This window comes from Aliamphritea ceti (assembly GCF_024347215.1).
Classification (GTDB): domain Bacteria; phylum Pseudomonadota; class Gammaproteobacteria; order Pseudomonadales; family Balneatricaceae; genus Amphritea; species Amphritea ceti.
In genome coordinates this window covers 932,560-950,516 of sequence record NZ_AP025282.1, presented here as the reverse complement: position 1 = coordinate 950,516, position 17,957 = coordinate 932,560, and the positions used below count along the sequence as shown (strand labels likewise).

General features: G+C 47.6%; 15 protein-coding genes and 1 pseudogene. 9 read left to right on the top strand and 7 right to left on the bottom strand.

Annotated elements, in window-relative coordinates:
- The first annotated feature begins 1 nt into the window (after position 1).
- Entirely contained in the window at positions 2–589 is a 588-nt protein-coding gene (locus OCU49_RS04300; protein ID WP_261843757.1) for a hypothetical protein, read from the top strand.
- A 70-nt stretch (positions 590–659) separates the two neighbouring features.
- On the opposite strand, the pseudogene OCU49_RS04295 reads toward OCU49_RS04300, so the two are convergent.
- From OCU49_RS04295 to bufB, 3 genes and pseudogenes are all read right to left on the bottom strand, one after another.
- A pseudogene (locus OCU49_RS04295) lies at positions 660–845 on the bottom strand (BufA1 family periplasmic bufferin-type metallophore); the annotation flags it as partial.
- 181 nt (positions 846–1,026) lie between these two features.
- Positions 1,027–1,791 carry an HvfC/BufC N-terminal domain-containing protein gene (locus OCU49_RS04290; RefSeq protein ID WP_261843756.1) on the bottom strand — a complete coding sequence of 255 codons (765 nt, stop codon included), beginning with the start codon at positions 1,789–1,791 and terminating at the stop codon, positions 1,027–1,029.
- Positions 1,781–2,623 (bottom strand): MNIO family bufferin maturase, encoded by an 843-nt coding sequence (gene bufB, locus OCU49_RS04285; protein WP_261843755.1) that lies wholly within the window; start codon positions 2,621–2,623, stop codon positions 1,781–1,783. Before bufB ends, OCU49_RS04290 begins: the two co-directional genes overlap by 11 nt.
- Before the next feature lie 268 nt (positions 2,624–2,891).
- Between bufB and OCU49_RS04280 the strand changes: the two genes are divergently transcribed.
- Entirely contained in the window at positions 2,892–4,133 is a 1,242-nt protein-coding gene (locus OCU49_RS04280) for an alkaline phosphatase family protein (RefSeq protein WP_261843754.1), read from the top strand.
- Between the two features lie 74 nt (positions 4,134–4,207).
- Here the strand turns inward: OCU49_RS04280 and OCU49_RS04275 are convergent, their stop codons facing one another.
- A complete protein-coding gene (locus tag OCU49_RS04275) occupies positions 4,208–5,140 on the bottom strand; it encodes a LysR substrate-binding domain-containing protein (RefSeq protein WP_261843753.1) in 933 nt (310 codons plus the stop codon).
- Positions 5,141–5,735: 595 nt separating this feature from the next.
- Between OCU49_RS04275 and OCU49_RS04270 the strand changes: the two genes are divergently transcribed.
- The 7 genes from OCU49_RS04270 (at position 5,736) to OCU49_RS04240 (ending at position 14,439) form a co-directional block, all read left to right on the top strand.
- Positions 5,736–7,325: an ABC transporter substrate-binding protein gene (locus tag OCU49_RS04270; RefSeq protein WP_261843752.1), complete on the top strand. Its 1,590-nt coding sequence runs from the start codon at positions 5,736–5,738 to the stop codon at positions 7,323–7,325.
- A gap of 3 nt (positions 7,326–7,328) precedes the next feature.
- Positions 7,329–8,297, top strand: a complete 969-nt coding sequence (locus OCU49_RS04265; RefSeq protein WP_261843751.1) for an ABC transporter permease — start codon at positions 7,329–7,331, stop codon at positions 8,295–8,297.
- Between the two features lie 19 nt (positions 8,298–8,316).
- On the top strand, positions 8,317–9,213 hold the full coding sequence (locus OCU49_RS04260) for an ABC transporter permease (protein ID WP_261843750.1): 897 nt from the start codon (positions 8,317–8,319) through the stop codon (positions 9,211–9,213).
- Positions 9,210–10,844: an ABC transporter ATP-binding protein gene (locus OCU49_RS04255; RefSeq protein WP_261843749.1), complete on the top strand. Its 1,635-nt coding sequence runs from the start codon at positions 9,210–9,212 to the stop codon at positions 10,842–10,844. Before OCU49_RS04260 ends, OCU49_RS04255 begins: the two co-directional genes overlap by 4 nt.
- A 127-nt stretch (positions 10,845–10,971) precedes the next feature.
- Positions 10,972–12,714, top strand: coding sequence for a Na/Pi cotransporter family protein (locus OCU49_RS04250; protein ID WP_261843748.1), 1,743 nt, complete (start codon positions 10,972–10,974; stop codon positions 12,712–12,714).
- A gap of 36 nt (positions 12,715–12,750) precedes the next feature.
- Positions 12,751–13,461, top strand: a complete 711-nt coding sequence (locus tag OCU49_RS04245; RefSeq protein ID WP_261843747.1) for an HAD family hydrolase — start codon at positions 12,751–12,753, stop codon at positions 13,459–13,461.
- 48 nt (positions 13,462–13,509) lie between these two features.
- Positions 13,510–14,439 (top strand): MBL fold metallo-hydrolase, encoded by a 930-nt coding sequence (locus tag OCU49_RS04240; RefSeq protein ID WP_261843746.1) that lies wholly within the window; start codon positions 13,510–13,512, stop codon positions 14,437–14,439.
- A 113-nt stretch (positions 14,440–14,552) separates the two neighbouring features.
- Here the strand turns inward: OCU49_RS04240 and OCU49_RS04235 are convergent, their stop codons facing one another.
- The 3 genes from OCU49_RS04235 to OCU49_RS04225 form a co-directional block, all read right to left on the bottom strand.
- Entirely contained in the window at positions 14,553–15,188 is a 636-nt protein-coding gene (locus OCU49_RS04235; protein WP_261843745.1) for a tetratricopeptide repeat protein, read from the bottom strand.
- Positions 15,189–15,273: 85 nt separating this feature from the next.
- The gene (locus OCU49_RS04230; protein WP_261843744.1) at positions 15,274–15,954 is read right to left on the bottom strand and encodes a Crp/Fnr family transcriptional regulator; all 681 of its coding nucleotides are present in this window, start codon (positions 15,952–15,954) and stop codon (positions 15,274–15,276) included.
- Between the two features lie 214 nt (positions 15,955–16,168).
- Positions 16,169–17,941, bottom strand: a complete 1,773-nt coding sequence (locus OCU49_RS04225) for a NapC/NirT family cytochrome c (RefSeq protein ID WP_261843743.1) — start codon at positions 17,939–17,941, stop codon at positions 16,169–16,171.
- Positions 17,942–17,957: the final 16 nt, after the last annotated feature.

The following is a 17,957-nucleotide window of genomic DNA, read 5'->3' as shown; positions in this document are numbered from 1 at the left end:
AATGACTTCTGTTGCATTATTGCTATTGGCTATTAGCAGCGGGTATTCATCGGTCTGGCAACATCGTCAGACCAGTGATGACGATGCTGAAATTAACCATAAAGTTCTGGCTCTCTGTAGTTTATTTATTGCGCTTTCCGCTATTGCGCAGCTATTGATAAACAACCAGAACGGAGACCTTTATACACTGCGTCAAATGCTGGAAAACCTTGCTTATTTTGCTGCTATACCTCTGTTAGCAACAGCAGCAATTGCAACCAGTATGCGCAAGGTATGGTCAAAGCCAGCCTGGGGGCGCTGGCTGATTGGCTTATTTGCATTCTTCGAATTACTGCGACGCATGCAATACGGTGAACAATACGCTCAGTTTATTGCCGCTGCCGCTGCCGCCTTGCTGATTTTTGCAGCTGTTCGTCAAGACCAGCCTCATAACCGTCCAATGTTATGGTCTGGCAGCATTCTTATAGCAGCTGGCTTAACTCTGTTTAGTCAGGGAGCGTTGCTGACAGGTATGCAAAGCACAATATTTTTCAGTGCCTGCCTCACCGCTGGTCTGCCATTATTTGTTATGGGTAACCGCCGCGTATAACCTGCTAATCATTAGACATCAGCAATAAAAAAGGAGGATCTATGATCCTCCTTTTTTATTGCTTCAGAAACTAACCTTTACGCCCGCCAGCAATTTTATTGCACAGCCCCTGTGGCACCAGAATCCAGGCATTCGCCTGACCATCCCGGGTTGAATGTCCAGAGCAACTCAACCCATTGGAACGGCAATCGTTTTCTCCAGCCTTAGCAATACCGTAACATTTTTCGTAATTAGCCCTGTTACCGGTACTGGCAGCCTTCTGCGTATCTTTACTGCCCGACTGTACAGGCTGCGTTACAGCTGTCTGACTGCCCTACCGGGCCTCGACAGTTGCGCAACCCTGAAGTGCAACTGCAGAGAGTAATGCCAAGGCGAGTTTATTTTTATCTTTCATAATCCTGACTCCTGTTGAATATTCAGTCTGATGGCAAGTAACCTCAGCCGGACTGATTAGAAAAAACATCTGCAGTTAAGCAGTATTGATATGTCTCCTGAACGGAGAAGTCCGCGAAGTGATTCAACACCTCTTCATAAGCCGTTATAAAATCGGAACCTGCTGCCAATAGCTCAATAAACAAAAACACTGCAGGAGCCAGCTCGATTACACCAACCTCACCGCTGGGTAAACGCTGTATTAGCAATCTTGAACGCTGTTCAGGTAACACAAGCCTGGCCGGGAGCTGAACATTTTGTGCCTGTCGCCAGTAACCAAGCGCCTGAGAGGCTACATTTAATAACTGAACACTCGGCAACAACTCAAAACGCACTTTACATAAGGCCTCAACATCCAGCCCGGCTAAAGCATCAGCAGCTAATGGCGTCAGTTCGGCAGCATAAAAACAACACTGTGATGCCCTCTCAATACGAGCCAGATCAATTAAAGGAATTTCTGATACCAATGCAGCATCTTCCTGCATAGCCTCTGCGAAGCCCTCACCAAAATGCCACGCCTCTGGCTTTTCCATTGGTCTTTGCCGGTAGTAGCTGACACATAAACGGGTAAACTCAGCCTCACCCAACTGAACAGCTAGTATGGGATATGCAGCAGTTAGTAACTCACGCAATGTCAGCCCCAGATGATTTGCATAAATATGCATACGCTCAGCCGCAGAGACTTCGGTAGAAACCAGTTCAGAAGCAAAGTCTGTGAGCTCCCGCTGCTTTAACGTAGTAATGAAATTACTTTGCAGTTCAGCCAGCATGCACGCACTCTCCCAATATTTCTGAAGCAATCGCAGCCTGATCGACTAATACCTGCAGATCTGGCATTTGGCTATCCCACTCAATCAGGCTTGGTACGACACCAAATCGCTCAATCGCCTGCTGGTATAATGACCATACTGAATCGGCCACTTCTGCATCATGACTATCGATAATAAAAGGCTGCTGATTAATAATTTTGTGCGCCGCACCTGAAAGATGTATTTCAGCCACACTGCAGGGGCTTATTCCGGCAATGAAATCTGTTGCGGCAAAACCATGGTTACAGCTATTCACGGCAACATTGTTTACATCCAGCAATAACTGACAGCCACTTCTGGCAGTCACTTCATTTAGAAAATCCCACTCCGACATTTCTGACTCAGCGAAAGTCACATAGCTTGAAACGTTTTCCAGAATCAGCTTTCTACCCAAATATTCCTGCACCTGTTGAATACGCGATACAAGATGCTGAATAACATCGGCGGTGAAAGGTAACGGATATAAATCCGGAAAATACTCTCCGTTATGCCGACTCCAGGAAATATGGTCTGAAACCAGAAAAGGCTCATAACGGTCGATTAACTGCTTTAACGAAGCCAGGTAATTCATATCCAATGGATCTGTCGATCCAACAGACATACCTACGCCATGAAGCGAAAGCGGGTAATGATCCCTGACACATTGCAAAAAATAATGATTCGGCCCGCCGGGATTAAAATAATTTTCGCTATGCACTTCAAACCACCCCAGCGACGGAGCCTGATCAATAACAGCCTGATAATGTGCCTGTCTTAACCCTACCCCGACGAAAGCAGTTTCATTCGTCTGCATATATACTCCTCCGCACTGTTATTACGTCATCACCAATACCTAAATTCGGATCCATTTCCACAGCGCATTTTTATTGATGTCCATGCTAAATATGCAGTCTGAAACAAAACTGAATGCTTTTACGGCTAAACTGCCCATACTGCGCAACCGCAAACATTACTATCTCTAATGATAAAGATTCACTTTTCTGACTTTATTCCGAAACCATTTTGCTGGATGCTTAGCGAAAATAAGATAAGTGCAACCTTGAGAACTCAGAAGCACCATTATGAATAAACTCATTCTCATCATGATTGACGGCATCAGCGCCGGTAAATTTGAACAGATGCGCGCTCAGCTGCCTCACCTGGATGCTTTGGCCAAACAGGGCTGTCAGGTAAAAGAACTGACACCGGAGATTTGCGGAACATCATTCCCCGGCCGAACATCTATGATCATTGGCCGACCGCCAGCTGAACATGGTGTCTACGGCAACAAAATTTGGGATGGCGACGTATTCCGCTGGTCTAACCCTTATGACGTTCGTGGCGAAACCCTTGCAGGCTTTGCCCGTAAAGCCGGCGGTGATGTTATAAACGTTGGCTATGGCATGGTGCGTCCGGAAGACTGCAATCTGTTTATCAAGCCATGGTGGGTAAATGATGTAATGAGCCGCGGCCGTGATAATGAACCGCATCCGGCGAATGAGCAGTGGAGCCTCACCAATAAGAACCTGGATCCGGATAACCGTCTGCAACGTCTTGGCATGAGCATTGACGATATGGTCGATCCGATTGCCGACCGGGAACAAACACTTAGTCTGGGTATGCTGGCTGACTATCAGTTGATGCAGGTTGCTGCCACTCTGGCGGGTGCTGATGCACCTGATCTGATTATGCTGGAAGTAGGCATTACCGATTACTATTTGCACCAGTACGGCACTGAGCACCCGCAAACAGAACTGTCTTTACGTACTGCAGACGCGCAGGTTGGCGCGCTGATGACACAACTGCGCAATAACGGCACGTTGGATAAGTACAATTTCGCCATCATGAGTGATCACGGTCATACTTCTATGCCTGACGCTGTACGCTGCGACTTGCTGCTACCCGAAGGCTGTCGCTGGTCCAGTGAAGGCAGTGTATTAATGGTTGCACCACGTTCAGCGGAAGAAGCCGCGACCGTCACAGAACAGTTGCTGAAACAAGGTATGGAAGTCATGTCGAAAGACTTCATACCCGCAGACCTTCACGATACTCTGATCGCCTTTACTTGCCCTGAAGGTGAATATGTCAGCTTTGAAGCAGATGTAATGGGTACAGGAGCCATTCGTGGAGCCTCTAAATACAAGTCTAACCACGGCATGCGTCCGGGGACTCCTGAAGACAACCGGTTCTGCATCTTCGCAGGCCCTAACGTGCCACAGCTAGAAGTCGAGTTTGCCACCTCAGTACAGGTAGCTCCAACAATGGCAGCTATTATGGGTATTGAAACAGACTGGACAGTCGAATCTATTCTTCAGCCAGTGTAGTTCGAAGTTATCATGCATAAAAAATCCCGGTCCTTACCGGGATTTTTTATCACTTAGAAATTTCAAATTGAAAGTTACAAACTCAGATTCCAATCGAGATTATCTTTGCAGGGATGCTCTTCTAACTCTTCGAGCATCCAGCGACAGAAATTATCAACTTTGGCCGTCATAGGGCGGTTTGGCAGAACCAGATAATGCCCGCACTCCGCTTCCATTTCGTACTCATTAGCTTTAATCAGCCGGCCACTTTGCAACGGCTCATACAAATGCCCACTTAGCCCCAGTAGTGCTCCAACCCCTGACTCGGCCATATCTATCGCCATAGTCGTGTTATCACTTTCAAAACTGGTCATTGGTTGCAATTCAACTAACCCCTGCTCACCAAACCAGCTATGCCAGCCTTCCCGATAACCCATGATGCTGATCAGCGGCATTTCGATTAACTGATCCAGCTGATGACTGCCGGGATACCTTTCCATAAACCCTGGGCTTGCCACTACCTGCCATTGTTCTTTAATAATGCGCTGTACCAGTGATCCCGAAAAATCACCATAGCCATGGCAAATTTCAAGATCAACACCATCAACACCTTCACCATTCGGCCAGACTGAAGTTTTCAAACGTACCCGGTATTCAGGATACTGCGCCATAAACTTAGGTAAACGCTCAACCAGCCAGCGCTGTGCAAACGTAGTACCGGACTTGATTTGTAATACCGGCTGATGCGATGTATCAAAAAGCTCCTGCGTACTGGCCCGCATATTACTGAATGCCTGCGTAAGCACGGGCACATAGGAACGTCCCAGATCAGTCAACTGTAATTTCCGGGATTTACGGGTAAACAGTGGGGCACCAAGATACTCTTCAAGCAACTTTACTTGCTGACTCACCGCCCCCTGAGTAACAAATAATTCTTCAGAAGCTTTAGTTAAACTCTGTAAACGTGCTGCGGCTTCAAATGCGCGCAATGCATTCAGAGGTGGCATGGGTTTTTTCGGCCGCTGCATGCGAGCTCTCTCCCAACGAAAATTATCTTAAAACTGAATATCCGGCGACTTAATTCATCAAAAAGCAGAACCAAAACGCTTCACGGTGAGCAAGAACGGATAAAAGAACATATGCCTAGAATGTAACTCAGGCACTCCTCAACGACAATCACAGTGCAATAATTTTATTAGATTTTCTGAAAAATTATTTTTCATAACTTTGACCGACATCAAAATATTATATTTTTGTAACAATTCCTTAATAACACTAACCACTTGATTATAAATACATTAGATCCATAAAATAGCTTTGAATTAACACCTTACTGTTACATTAAAATGACAGAACTCTTTAGAAAAACTAAAGCTTTTGTTCCGAAATTCTCGCTTTTTAGACTATCTTTAATTTGCCACTATTGAGGGCACCTGAAATAACAGCCAAAACTTAGCTGTTCAGGATAAGAATAAATATTTCGCTAAACAGGTTTGGCGCCGTGAGATTATCCCGAGACCGTAGCTACGCAACATCAGCTTATCCGGAATATATAGATGCCAAACCTGCTTACGCATACCGGTGACCACCGGCTACTTAACTGAATAATAAAACGAGGTAGACATGTCACACGATTTAAATAAGTTGGCTATTGAAGCGGCAAAAGGCCGACTGAGCCGTCGCGAATTCATGGGCCATGCAGCAGCTATTGGTGTAGCAGCACCATTGGCTTCCACGCTTTTAAGTCAGGGTGTTCTGGCTGCAGAAACACCAAAAAAAGGCGGTCACCTGATTGCTGGCCTGAAAGGCGGCAGCTCCACTGACGTTCTTGATCCGGCTCTGAACGCATCCAAAGTACCTTACAGCTTCCTGCGTACCTGGGGTGAAACCCTGGTCGACATTACCCCTGCCGGCGAGCCTGTTCCTCATCTGGCAACTTCTTGGGAGCCGTCCAACGGCGCTAAAACCTGGACCTTCACTCTGCGGAAAGGCGTGCTGTTCCACAACGGAAAAGAAATGGATTCTGACGACGTAGTGAAAACACTACAGCGTCACTCAGGCGAAGACACTAAGTCAGGTGCGCTGGGTATCATGCGTGATATCGAAAGCATTAAAGCTAACGGTAAGTATCAGGTAATCCTGGAACTGAAAGAAGGCAATGCTGACTTGCCATATCTGATGTCCGACTACCACCTTACAATTCAGCCAGGTGGCGGTTTCGACGATCCCAATGCTGGTATCGGTACCGGACCATATGTAGTTACTGTAAACGAGCCGGGTATCCGTCACGTTGGTGAGAAATTCAAAGACTACTGGAACGATAAAGTTGGTCACGCTGACACTGTCGAAATACGCGTAATGAACGACCAGACTGCCCGTATGTCTGCCCTGCAGTCTGGCAACATTCATATTGCAAACGTAGTAGCTGCAAAAACGGCTAAATTAATGGCACGCCTGCCAAACATTACGATTGAAAACACTTCAGGTAAGGGTCACTACCCATTCCTGATGCATGCTGACACTGCACCTTTCGATAACCTGGACCTGCGTCTGGCACTGAAATATGCGATCAACCGTGAAGACATGGTGTCACGTATTCTGCAAGGTTACGGTTCTGTTGGTAACGATTTCCCAATCAACAAAGCATACGACCTGTTTGATGATTCAATTGAACAGCGTACTCAGGATCTGGATAAAGCGGCATACCATTACAAGAAATCTGGCCACACTGGCCCGGTTGTTCTGCGTACCTCTGATGCAGCTTTCGCCGGCGCAGTAGATGCTTCAATTCTGTTTAGCCAGCAAGCTGCTAAAGCAGGCATCAAGGTTGAAGTTAAGCGTGAGCCTGCTGACGGTTACTGGTCTAACGTCTGGAATGCACAGCCTTTCTGTACATCCTATTGGAGTGGCCGTAACACCCAGGATGAAATGTATGCCGTAGCATACAAATCAGATGCTGACTGGAATGACACTAACTGGCGTCGCCCTGAATTTGATAAGTTGTTATCTCAGGCGCGTGTTGAGACTGACCGTACAAACCGTAAGCAGATATACAGCGATATGGGCCGTATGGTTCGCGATGACGGAGGAGCAATGATTCCGTTCTTCAACGACTTCATTGATGGCGTATCCAAAAAGGTTGGCGGCTATGTTCGCGACCCTTCCGGTGAAATGTCCAATGGTTACTCCCTGATCCGTTGCTGGTTGGTTTAAACAATGGCTCTTGCGTCTAACTCTCTGACAGCCCTGGTGGTCAAGCGCATTGCGCTTGGCCTTGGGCTTTTACTGGCCATCTCTGCACTGATTTTTGCCGGCACTGAAATGCTGCCTGGCGACGTTGCGCAGAGTATTCTTGGTCAAAGCGCCACCCCGGAAGCCCTGGCTAACCTACGGGCTGACATGGGTCTTAACACACCTCCACTGGAGCGTTATTTATCCTGGCTGGGTGGTATTTTACAAGGTGACCTGGGTAACTCCCTGAGCAGTGGTCGCGACATCGGCGCTATGATCGGCGGACGTCTGGGCAACACACTGTTTTTGGCTGCGACTACTGCAATTATTGCCGTACCGCTGGCGGTAATTCTAGGCATGGTTGCGGTTCACTTTCGAAACGGTATTGTCGATAAACTTATTTCTATTACGACAATTACAGCGATATCTCTTCCCGAGTTTTTTATCGGCTACTTACTGATTCTAGTATTCGCAGTTAACTTTGGCTGGTTACCTTCCAGCTCACTGGTTTATGAAGGTATGTCACTTGGCGAAAAACTGACCGCCATTGCTTTACCCTGCGCTACCCTGACGCTGGTTGTATTAGCACACATGATGCGAATGACCCGTGCGGCTATTCTCAATGTGATGTCCAGTGCATACATAGAAACTGCTGAACTAAAAGGCATCAGTCCATTCAAGATTATTTTCCACCACGCCTTTCCAAATGCTATTTCGCCAATCATTACTGTTGTAGTACTGAACCTGGCGTATCTGGTAGTCGGCGTTGTTATCGTTGAAATTATCTTCGTCTATCCGGGTATGGGACAATTATTGGTTGACCACGTAACTAAGCGAGACGTTCCTGTTGTACAGGCCACAGGTCTTATTTTCGCAGCGATTTATATCCTGCTTAATGTGTTTGCCGACGTTATGTCGATCATTGCAAACCCACGTCTGCGTCATCCAAAATAAGAGGCCAGGAATAAAAATAATGAACTCAACTGCTTCTGATTTATCCGGCGCTGGCGCAGCTCAGGCTGCTCCACATAAGCCACACTGGCTGAAAAGTTTTCTCAGCCACTTATCCTGGGGTGCCCGGATTGGCTTAGTAAGCCTGGTGGTATTCGCCCTCTCAGCTATTTTTGCTCCTTGGGTAGCGCCCTACTCTCAAGTAGAGATTGTTGGTGACGTATGGTTACCAATGTCTCTTGAATTTCCACTGGGTACTGACCAGTTAGGACGGGATATTCTTTCCCGTTTGATTTACGGGGCACGTAACACCTTTTTTATTGCCGGTGCTGCGACTCTGTTATCCTTTTTCATGGGTACATTTCTGGGATTTTTGGCAGCCGTTAGCGGTGGCCATACCGACCAGATATTAAGCCGTATGAACGATCTGATGATGTCAATTCCAACACTGATCTTTGCATTAGTTGTACTGTCAGTATTGCCAGCAAACATGCTGTTTCTGGTCCTCATCATGGGAGTTCTGGACTCGACTCGGGTATTCCGTCTGTCTCGTGCTGTGGCCGTCGATATCGTAGTAATGGATTATGTTGAAGCGGCCCGTTTACGTGGTGAAGGCAACCTGTGGATTATTTTCCGTGAGATCCTGCCAAACGCGCTATCGCCACTGTTTGCTGAATTCGGTTTGCGTTTTGCTTTCGCCGTTCTGTTCCTGAGTACCCTTAGTTTTCTGGGTCTTGGTGTTCAGCCACCGGAAGCCGATTGGGGAAGTATGGTTAAGGAAAATAAAGACGGTATTGTCTTTGGTATTCCTGCAGCACTGATTCCTGCGGCAGCGATTGCCACACTCACTATCAGTATTAATCTCGTTGTGGATTCAATTCTAAGCCGTACCAGTAGTTTGAAAGGAGGCCGGGAATGAGCACTTTACTCGACGTCAAAAACCTGCAGATTTCTGTCACCAGTCATACACCAGGCCAGCCAGCAAAAACCATCACCATTGTTGAAGGTGTCTCTTTCTCTTTAGAGAAAGGAAAAGTACTGGGACTAATCGGTGAATCCGGTGCCGGTAAATCAACCATTGGTTTATCCAGCCTGGCTTATGGCCGTGGCGGCTGTCACATTAGCGGTGGCGAAGTCTGGTTAAACGGTGAGAATATTCTGGCTCACAATCACGGCCAGATACGGCAAGTACGCGGTGCACGGGTGGCTTATGTTGCGCAATCTGCGGCAGCCGCTTTCAATCCAGCCCACCGTCTCGGTGATCAAATCATTGAGTCGGCGCTGGAACATAAGCTGATGAGCCGCGATGAAGCAGAAAGCTATGCTAATACGCTGTATCACAAGTTAGGCCTGCCTGACCCTGATAACTTTGGCGACCGTTATCCGCACCAGGTATCCGGGGGTCAGTTACAACGTGCTATGACAGTTATGGCACTGTGTTCCAAGCCTGACCTGATTGTATTTGATGAGCCAACCACTGCGCTGGATGTAACCACCCAGATTGACGTACTGGCAACCATCAAGCATGCCATCGCTGATACAGGAACGGCTGCACTGTATATCACTCACGATCTTGCAGTTGTGGCGCAGATTTCCGATGACATCATGGTACTCCGACACGGTAAAACCGTTGAATACGGCAGTACCGACCAGATCATCAATAATCCGCAGCAGACTTATACACAAGATCTGGTAAGTGTTCGTGGTATTGAGAAAGATCAGGCTGCCCCCTGTGATCAGGAACCGATCCTGAAGATCAATCAGATCGACGCAGCATACGACGGCAAGAATAAGATTCTGCACGATGTCACTATGTTCCTGAAGCCTGGTCAGACTTTATCAATTGTCGGTGAATCCGGCTCAGGTAAGTCAACCCTGGCACGAGTAGTAACAGGCCTGTTACCGCCGATGTCAGGCAGTATTGAGTTCGACGGCGAAACATTACCGGCAGCGCTTAAGTCACGTAGCAAAGAGCAGTTACGTGAACTGCAGATGATCTATCAGATGGCAGACGTAGCAATGAATCCACGTCATACCATTGGCCAGATTGTCGGTCGGCCCTTAGGCTTTTACTTTGGTGTGAGCGGTGCAGAGCTTCGCAAACAGACCGTCGAACTACTCGAACAGATCGAACTTGGCGAAGAATATATGGACCGCTACCCCGCGGAACTTTCCGGTGGTCAGAAGCAGCGAGTTTGTATTGCCCGCGCCCTGGCAGCCAAGCCTAAAATGATCATCTGTGACGAAGTAACCTCGGCGCTGGACCCTCTGGTTGCCGATGAAATCCTCCGTCTACTGCTACGCTTACAGAAGCAACATAACATTGCATATCTGTTCATCACGCACGATATCGCCACTGTCCGGGCAATCTCTGACGCCATCGCCGTGATGTATCAGGGCAAGCTGATGCGATTCGGCGACAAAGACAGCGTGCTGTCACCACCTTTTGATGACTACACCGACCTGCTGCTTTCTTCCGTACCGGAAATGGAACTGGGTTGGCTGGAAAAAGTCCTCAGCACACGCCGGATGGAATCGGCAGGAAACTGATCTTTCCTGCGGGAAAACTCAGGCAAACTGACTCTGTATCTCCCGGGAGATACAGAGACTATCTATTATTTATCTGACTACCGGCACGCCCGGCAGGAGACAATCGACTCAACATGGTAATGGCATAATGCATACAGCGGTCGGCACAACAGTTCTGATCAACCTACTAGGTGGCGTAGCCCTGCTTCTTTGGGGACTAACCATGGTTAAGACCAGTATAATCAGCGCTTATGGCGGTAAACTGCGGCGTCATCTCGGCCGCAGTATGAGCAACCGCTTCAAAGCTTTTGGTGTCGGTATCGCCGTAACCTGTATGTTACAAAGCAGCACAGCAACTGCGTTACTTGCCAGTTCATTTGCCGCTCAGGGCCTTTCTGCCGCACCTGCACTGGCTTTATTGCTTGGCGCTGACATTGGCACCACCCTGGTTGCCCAAGCCCTGTCGATGGATCTCAGCCTGCTCAAACCCGTCTTAATCTTTGCAGGCGTCTGCTTATATTTTAATGCCCGCAGTGAACGTCAGAAACATCTGGGACAGATCATTCTGGGCCTCGGCCTGATGCTGCTGGCATTACAGCTCATTGTGACCGCGTCGTCCCCTATGCGGGACTCATCGACTATTCAGTTCTTGCTATCATCACTGGCTGATGAGCCTGTCCTGGCGATTTTGATCGGCGCACTGATCAGCTTCCTGGCACATTCAAGCCTGGCAACCGTCCTGTTAGTTGTTGCTTTAGGCGCCTCCGGATCACTGCCACTGCATGTTGGTTTTGTCTTAATCCTTGGTGCAAACCTAGGTGGTGCGCTACCTGCTATTCTTTCGACTATGCGCGCTGACCCAGCAATACGCCGTCCACCACTGGGGAATCTGATCTTCCGCACCGTCGGTGTGCTGATCATGCTGCCATTACTGAATATCGTAACGGCATGGCTGCCAGAATTAGGCGAATCACCGGCACGCCAATTGGTAAACTTCCACATGTTCTTCAACCTGGGCCTTGCGGTACTGTTCCTGCCGTTAGTAAATCCGGCAGCCAAACTGGTTACCAGGTTATTGCCAGAACGTGAAGAAGACGCGAATAGTGTCAAACCTCGTTACCTGGACCGCTCAGCACTGGATAACCCGGCCATAGCTCTGTCCAATGCCATGCGTGAGGTACTTCGCATGGGAGACCTGTTGGATAACATGGTAAATAAGAGTATTGAAGCCCTTCAGCAACGGGACAACAGTACACTGAAGAAGATCACTCAGTCAGATGATCTGGTCGATGAATATCACGAGAAGATCAAACACTATCTGACCGAGCTAAGCCGCCGGGATCTGGGAAAAAAGAACCGCCGCCGCTGCAATCAGTACATGTCGTTTACCACTAACTTGGAACACTTGGGTGACATTGTTGAAAGCAGTCTCGCCGATCTGATATCCCGCACTCTCAGCCAGAACATTCAGTTCGCAACGGCCGATATGCGAGCGATTGAAGAACTGCACGCGGCAACGCAGAACAATATGAAACTTGCTTTTACCGTGTTAATGAATGGCCGGGTCGGTAATGCCCGTGAATTACTCGAGCAAAAAACAGCTATTCGCGAAATGGAAAACAACGCCATTAACGCTCACCAGCGCCGCTTGCGTGAGCAAGTGAATTCGCCAGCGACCGACAGCGCACTCTTTCTCGATATTCTTCGTGATATTAAGCGCATCAATTCGCATCTGGCATCGGTTGCCTATCCTATTCTCGACCGTGCCGGTGAGTTACGTGCCAGCCGGTTACGCCGTCAAACGACCCAAACACCTCAGGAGGAGCTGATCAGCTCCCAGGTAGATAAGAAAATACCCACTGCCACGCCCGACACGAAACCGTCGCAGTGATCCGTTATTCACACACAGTTCTATAAGAAAATGACTATGACCCATTACAAAGGTTTACTCTTCGATAAAGACGGTACACTCATCGACTTCATGGCTTCTTGGTTACCATTGATTCATGAGGCATCTAAAAAGATGGCGGATGGTGATGAGTTAGTTGCAGCAAAAATGCTGGAAGCGACCGGCTATGATGTAGAACAAAACATCATTCTCGGTGGTTCAGTACTGGCTGCGGCAAGTAACCGTGAAATTGCCGAACATTGGGCGCCATTTATCAACCGTCCGATAAGTGATGAGCTGGTAAATGAATTGAACACTATCTTTCAGGAAGGCAGTACTGAACACAGTGTACCGGTTACGGATCTTGGTATGCTCTTCAACACATTCCGCGCTATGGGGCTAAAGCTGGGTATTGCTACCAGCGACAGTGAGCAAGGTATTTACAGCTCGCTGGGTCGCTTCAATGTATTGGATAAATTAGACTTTATCTGCGGTTACGACACCGGTCACGGCATCAAGCCTGGCGCAGGTATGGTAATGGGTTTCTGTGCAGAGACAGGCCTCAAACCTGAAGAAGTAATTGTTGTCGGCGATAACCTTCATGACATCGAAATGGCACGCAACGCTGAAGCAGGCATGGCTATTGGTGTATTAACCGGTACCAGCACAGCTGAACTGCTGGGCGAACATGCTGATCATGTTCTTAATAATATTAATGAAATCCCAGCCCTGCTGGACCGCTTGCAATAAGTACCGGCTTACGGCATCTTGGCCCTTTTTCACGGAAGAGGGCCAACCATGTTTACCTCATTGCAACGTCTGATCTTTGCTTCAACCCTTCTGACAACAGCCAGCTTTGTGCAAGCCAGTCATCAATGCGACGCCGATCGTGTGAGCTTGCAAGTGCTAGGCTCCGGCGGCCCTGAATTCACTGATAACCGCGCCTCCAGCAGTTATCTTATTAAGCTCGACAACCGCGCCAGAATCTTGCTCGACACAGGTGCAGGCAGTGGGATTAACTTCGAAAAAAGCGGTGCTAAAATCGAAGATCTTGATGCTATTCTGTTTAGCCACTTACATGTCGATCACAGCGCCGACCTTCCAGCCTTTATTAAAGCCTCATTCTTTACACCACGACGCAGCGATTTACTGATTTACGGCCCGGCCGGTAACCGGGTGATGCCATCAACATCAACATTCATACGTAGAAACTTTGGCCCACAAGGCAGCTATTCATACCTGCAAAATTTTGTTGAACCAGACCAGCGCAGTGCTTACAAAATCCAGACCACGGATGTTCCACTAACGCCGCTAGAAATCAGCAACTATGCATTAAATGATGATATCAGCCTGCAAGCAATTCCTGTCAATCACGGCCCCATTGCAGCAACGGCCTGGCGAGTTAACATTGCCGGCTGTAGTATCAGTTTCACTGGTGATATGAGCAACCAGTACGATACCTTCAGTACTCTGGCTAAAGGCAGCGACATTATTGTTGCCCACAACGCCGTCCCGGAAAGTGCATTCGGCGTAGCAGCCAGACTCCATATGCTGCCAAGCGACATAGGTAAAATTGCCGGAGAAACCAAACCCGAAAAACTGGTCATTTCGCACCGTATGAACCGAAGCCTGGGTAAAGAAGCGCAAACCGAAGCTGAAATTCGTAAGCAGTATAACGGTGATATTATCTTCGCGAATGATCTGGATATCATTCAGCTCGAGCCTTAAACAAAGCTCTTAAATTAAGCTCTTGTGAAGAGCTCTTATGCAGAACCTTTCACAAAAACTGCATACATAAAAAAAGAGGCGCTAATGCGCCTCTTTTAATTCATCATCAAATGTTACAGCTGTCCGGCTCTCTCGCGAGCTTTTTTAGCGCCACTGCTATCGCCACCTTCCCGACGAATATCCGCTATCAGTAGCCATAAACGACGTTCAACTTTCGGCTGACCACCTGCAACCGCAACACCTTTCAATGCTAATTGCTCTGCTTGCAGGAATTGCCCCTGCCTCCAGCGAACATCTGCCAGCTGGTAATACACCTGAGGATCCCGTGGTGCAATCCGCTGAGCACGCTCCAGACTCGACTGGGCAGAACTCAGTGATCCTTGCTGTTGTTGCTGAGAAGCAGTTTTTAACAATGCAATAACAGCAGGATTACGCGGCGGCGCCTGTGTCAGAGAAGCGGAGGTTTTAATAGGCTTTGTAGCCTGTGTAGGCAGCACATCAGGCTTAACCGGCTGACTGTCCAGCGAACGGGACTGGATCTGACCACTGGTATCTACCCGAGTAACAGAACCGATTGGCTGAGTAGGATCAACCGGTGTCACGATCACACCCTGACGGGAATCAGATGCCGAACGGGTTTCTCCCACTGAACTCTGACCACGTTCTTCTACAACCGGTACAAAATTTGAAGTCGCACAACCGGTCAGCAAAACGCTGAAAGCCAGAGCGGCAAGTTTAATCGGTGACATGAAAAATCCTTATCTGCTGGTAATAACCTGAGCCGGACTAAAAGCTCTATATATATGACCATTATACCGGCAGCGACACATTCAGCTAGTGCCCAAAGGCCCTCAAACGCGATAAGTCATGTACACAGATTTCCGCCCCATGTACGGAAATAATGCCAGCACTCTTCATTTCTTTAATCAGACGGGAAAAAGTCTCAGGTTGCATACCCAGTTGCGAAGCAATCAGTTGCTTCGCCATTGGTAAATCAAATTTGCAGCTCTGCGCTGTCTGATCAGGTGCCAGGTTAGAAAGATAATGTCCCAGACGATGGCGGGTGTTCTGTAACGTCAAGGTTTCAATTTCATTAATACGTCGATGTAGCTTCAGCGCCATGCTGCCGAGTAAACGCATTGCACACTCAGGCTCAGCCAGTAGCAACTTTTTATAGTACTGACGAGGAATTAGTAGCACATCTCCCGGCTCCATACCTTCAGCGTTCAAAGGATACCTATGCTGATCAAGAAACATCAAGGCTTCAGCAAAGGCTTGCCCTGGGCTGACCACTTCAATGACTTTAGTCTGGCCATCCGGAGATACTCTAAATAGCTTAACCCTACCCTTCAGGACAATATAAAAACTATGGGCATCGCTGCCCTGATGAAACAGACTTTCGTTATGTCCAAGGTGCACAATCCGGCAATGGCTGATTAATTCAGCAAACGCCTGATCAGATAGCGATGAAAGTAACAGATGCTGTCTGACCTCTGCAGCAATTTCTTCAATCATGATTATCGGGCTCTCGGGCAATTATATGTTCAATGGTTATCTGCAAATAATAGCAGCCAGAACACACCTGTTACCCCGACACATGTCAAAGACCGATGCTTTCGTATAACAAAATTCAGATTTGAAAGAGCTAATTTCATAAGAAACAGCATTTTTAGAAAAATAAGGGGCTTGTAAGCACAAGCCCTCTTATCCTAGTAGAAGCGGTTATTTGTTACTGCTTAACCGCATTAATCTCTGCTTCGGCATCATCCAGTGCCAATTTATAGCCCAGCGATACGTGATGGTAACGTCCACCAGTAAAATCATCGTGAATTGCGAAACCAAAGTTATACTGTTTACCTGGCTCAATATTTACATCACCTGGTTTATCAGACTTCAGTTTACGTTTAATGACCACAGACCATGTACCAGCTTTCATAGACGCTTCCACTTCAGCGCCCTGGCCGCCATGCATAGACCGTTCGGCAAGAATCTGACCATCTTCAGTTTCGTCTGAACCTGACTTGTAACGCACCAGATCCATATACTGATTAGCAGCCATTGCAGCAGTGATATCACCTTCAGCTTTCAACTTATCCCAGCCGCCTAACGCTTTACCTTTACGTCCCTTAAGCTCAATTTTGCTACGGGATTCTTTCAGGTACTTAGTCACACCTGAACTCAGATCTAAACGTGCTGCCAATTCAGAATCTTTAAGTACCTGATCTTCCGGTGCAAAAGGCATTTCATCAGCATCGGCATGACAGGTACCCCAACAACCGGCACGGTCTGCATATTCAACCTCATCAGTAGCCAGCATAAACGCCAGTTTCATTGGGTTTTCAGGATCCATTTTACCGCCTTCAACAAAAGGGGCAGGAGCATGATCACCATCTGTCCAGCTAAAGCGCAGGTACAGATTTTCATCATCATAAGTAGTATTAATTTCTACCGGAATACTGCCGCGCTTACCCGGAATTAGATTAGGTTCTTCAACCTTTTTACTTTCACCGCTAACAATCAGGTCACCGATTGCAGCTGTCTCTTTATCATGACACTCGACACAACGATCACCTTTAGTAAAGGCACGCTTGCCACCATGCTTACGACCAAGAACCCATTCCATAGAAGCGGTACCAGGGTAGAAAACCGTAATATCGGTTGTTCCAGCCTTATTCCAATCGACATTGATATTACTGCTCTGTGCAGGTGAATTTGTGCTTACCGCTGCCTCCTTACTTTCGGCTTCCGCTTTTGCTTCAGCCTTAGCCGCATCAACGGCGCGCTTAACAATCGCTTCTGTATCAGCTTTTTGTTTAGCAACAACAGCTGCTTCTTTAGCTTCTGCACGTGCCAATCCTTCTAAATATTCCTTTGGTATTGGTTTGATAAACTTAGGATTCGGCGCTTCTAATGCTTCTAATTCTTCGTCATTCAACTGATCACGAACATCGTGATGCGCTATACCTTTATGACAATCAATACAGGTTTGACCTGTTTCAAAGGAATTAAGATGTTGCTTACGTGCACGTGGTTTTTGGAATTCTGGGTTCATTGACTCAAAGTTGTGGCAGTTACGGCACTCTCTTGAATCAGTATTTTTCATGGCTCCCCAAACGCTTTTTGCAAGACCCAGACGATGTTCATCAAATTTCTCAGGCGTATCGATCTTGCCGGTAGCCCAATAAAACAATTCTCTGGATGCCTTAATTTTGCGGATAATTTTATGAACCCAGGGTCGGGGAACGTGACAATCAGGGCAGCCTGCGCGAACGCCGGTACGATTGGTGTAATGGATAGTTGGTTTATATTCTTCGTAAACGTTATTTTTCATTTCATGGCAGCCAATGCAGAATTCAGTGCTATTGGTGGCTTCCATAGCGGTATTGAAACCGCCCCAGAAAATAATCCCAACAACAAAAAATACTAAAGCACCGGCAGCGGTAACCCCCAGTATCCGACGACGGGACCAGAAGCCTTGCTTGCTTGATGTATTTTTATCCATGATCAACTCTTCAACT

What these genes read in the sequence shown, in the direction of transcription:
- OCU49_RS04300 (WP_261843757.1), top strand. Translation starts at nt 2, where the DNA reads ATGACTTCTGTTGCATTATTGCTATTGGCTATTAGCAGCGGGTATTCA.
- OCU49_RS04290 (WP_261843756.1), bottom strand. Translation starts at nt 1,791, where the DNA reads ATGCTGGCTGAACTGCAAAGTAATTTCATTACTACGTTAAAGCAGCGG.
- bufB (WP_261843755.1), bottom strand. Translation starts at nt 2,623, where the DNA reads ATGCAGACGAATGAAACTGCTTTCGTCGGGGTAGGGTTAAGACAGGCA.
- OCU49_RS04280 (WP_261843754.1), top strand. Translation starts at nt 2,892, where the DNA reads ATGAATAAACTCATTCTCATCATGATTGACGGCATCAGCGCCGGTAAA.
- OCU49_RS04275 (WP_261843753.1), bottom strand. Translation starts at nt 5,140, where the DNA reads ATGCAGCGGCCGAAAAAACCCATGCCACCTCTGAATGCATTGCGCGCA.
- OCU49_RS04270 (WP_261843752.1), top strand. Translation starts at nt 5,736, where the DNA reads ATGTCACACGATTTAAATAAGTTGGCTATTGAAGCGGCAAAAGGCCGA.
- OCU49_RS04265 (WP_261843751.1), top strand. Translation starts at nt 7,329, where the DNA reads ATGGCTCTTGCGTCTAACTCTCTGACAGCCCTGGTGGTCAAGCGCATT.
- OCU49_RS04260 (WP_261843750.1), top strand. Translation starts at nt 8,317, where the DNA reads ATGAACTCAACTGCTTCTGATTTATCCGGCGCTGGCGCAGCTCAGGCT.
- OCU49_RS04255 (WP_261843749.1), top strand. Translation starts at nt 9,210, where the DNA reads ATGAGCACTTTACTCGACGTCAAAAACCTGCAGATTTCTGTCACCAGT.
- OCU49_RS04250 (WP_261843748.1), top strand. Translation starts at nt 10,972, where the DNA reads ATGCATACAGCGGTCGGCACAACAGTTCTGATCAACCTACTAGGTGGC.
- OCU49_RS04245 (WP_261843747.1), top strand. Translation starts at nt 12,751, where the DNA reads ATGACCCATTACAAAGGTTTACTCTTCGATAAAGACGGTACACTCATC.
- OCU49_RS04240 (WP_261843746.1), top strand. Translation starts at nt 13,510, where the DNA reads ATGTTTACCTCATTGCAACGTCTGATCTTTGCTTCAACCCTTCTGACA.
- OCU49_RS04235 (WP_261843745.1), bottom strand. Translation starts at nt 15,188, where the DNA reads ATGTCACCGATTAAACTTGCCGCTCTGGCTTTCAGCGTTTTGCTGACC.
- OCU49_RS04230 (WP_261843744.1), bottom strand. Translation starts at nt 15,954, where the DNA reads ATGATTGAAGAAATTGCTGCAGAGGTCAGACAGCATCTGTTACTTTCA.
- OCU49_RS04225 (WP_261843743.1), bottom strand. Translation starts at nt 17,941, where the DNA reads ATGGATAAAAATACATCAAGCAAGCAAGGCTTCTGGTCCCGTCGTCGG.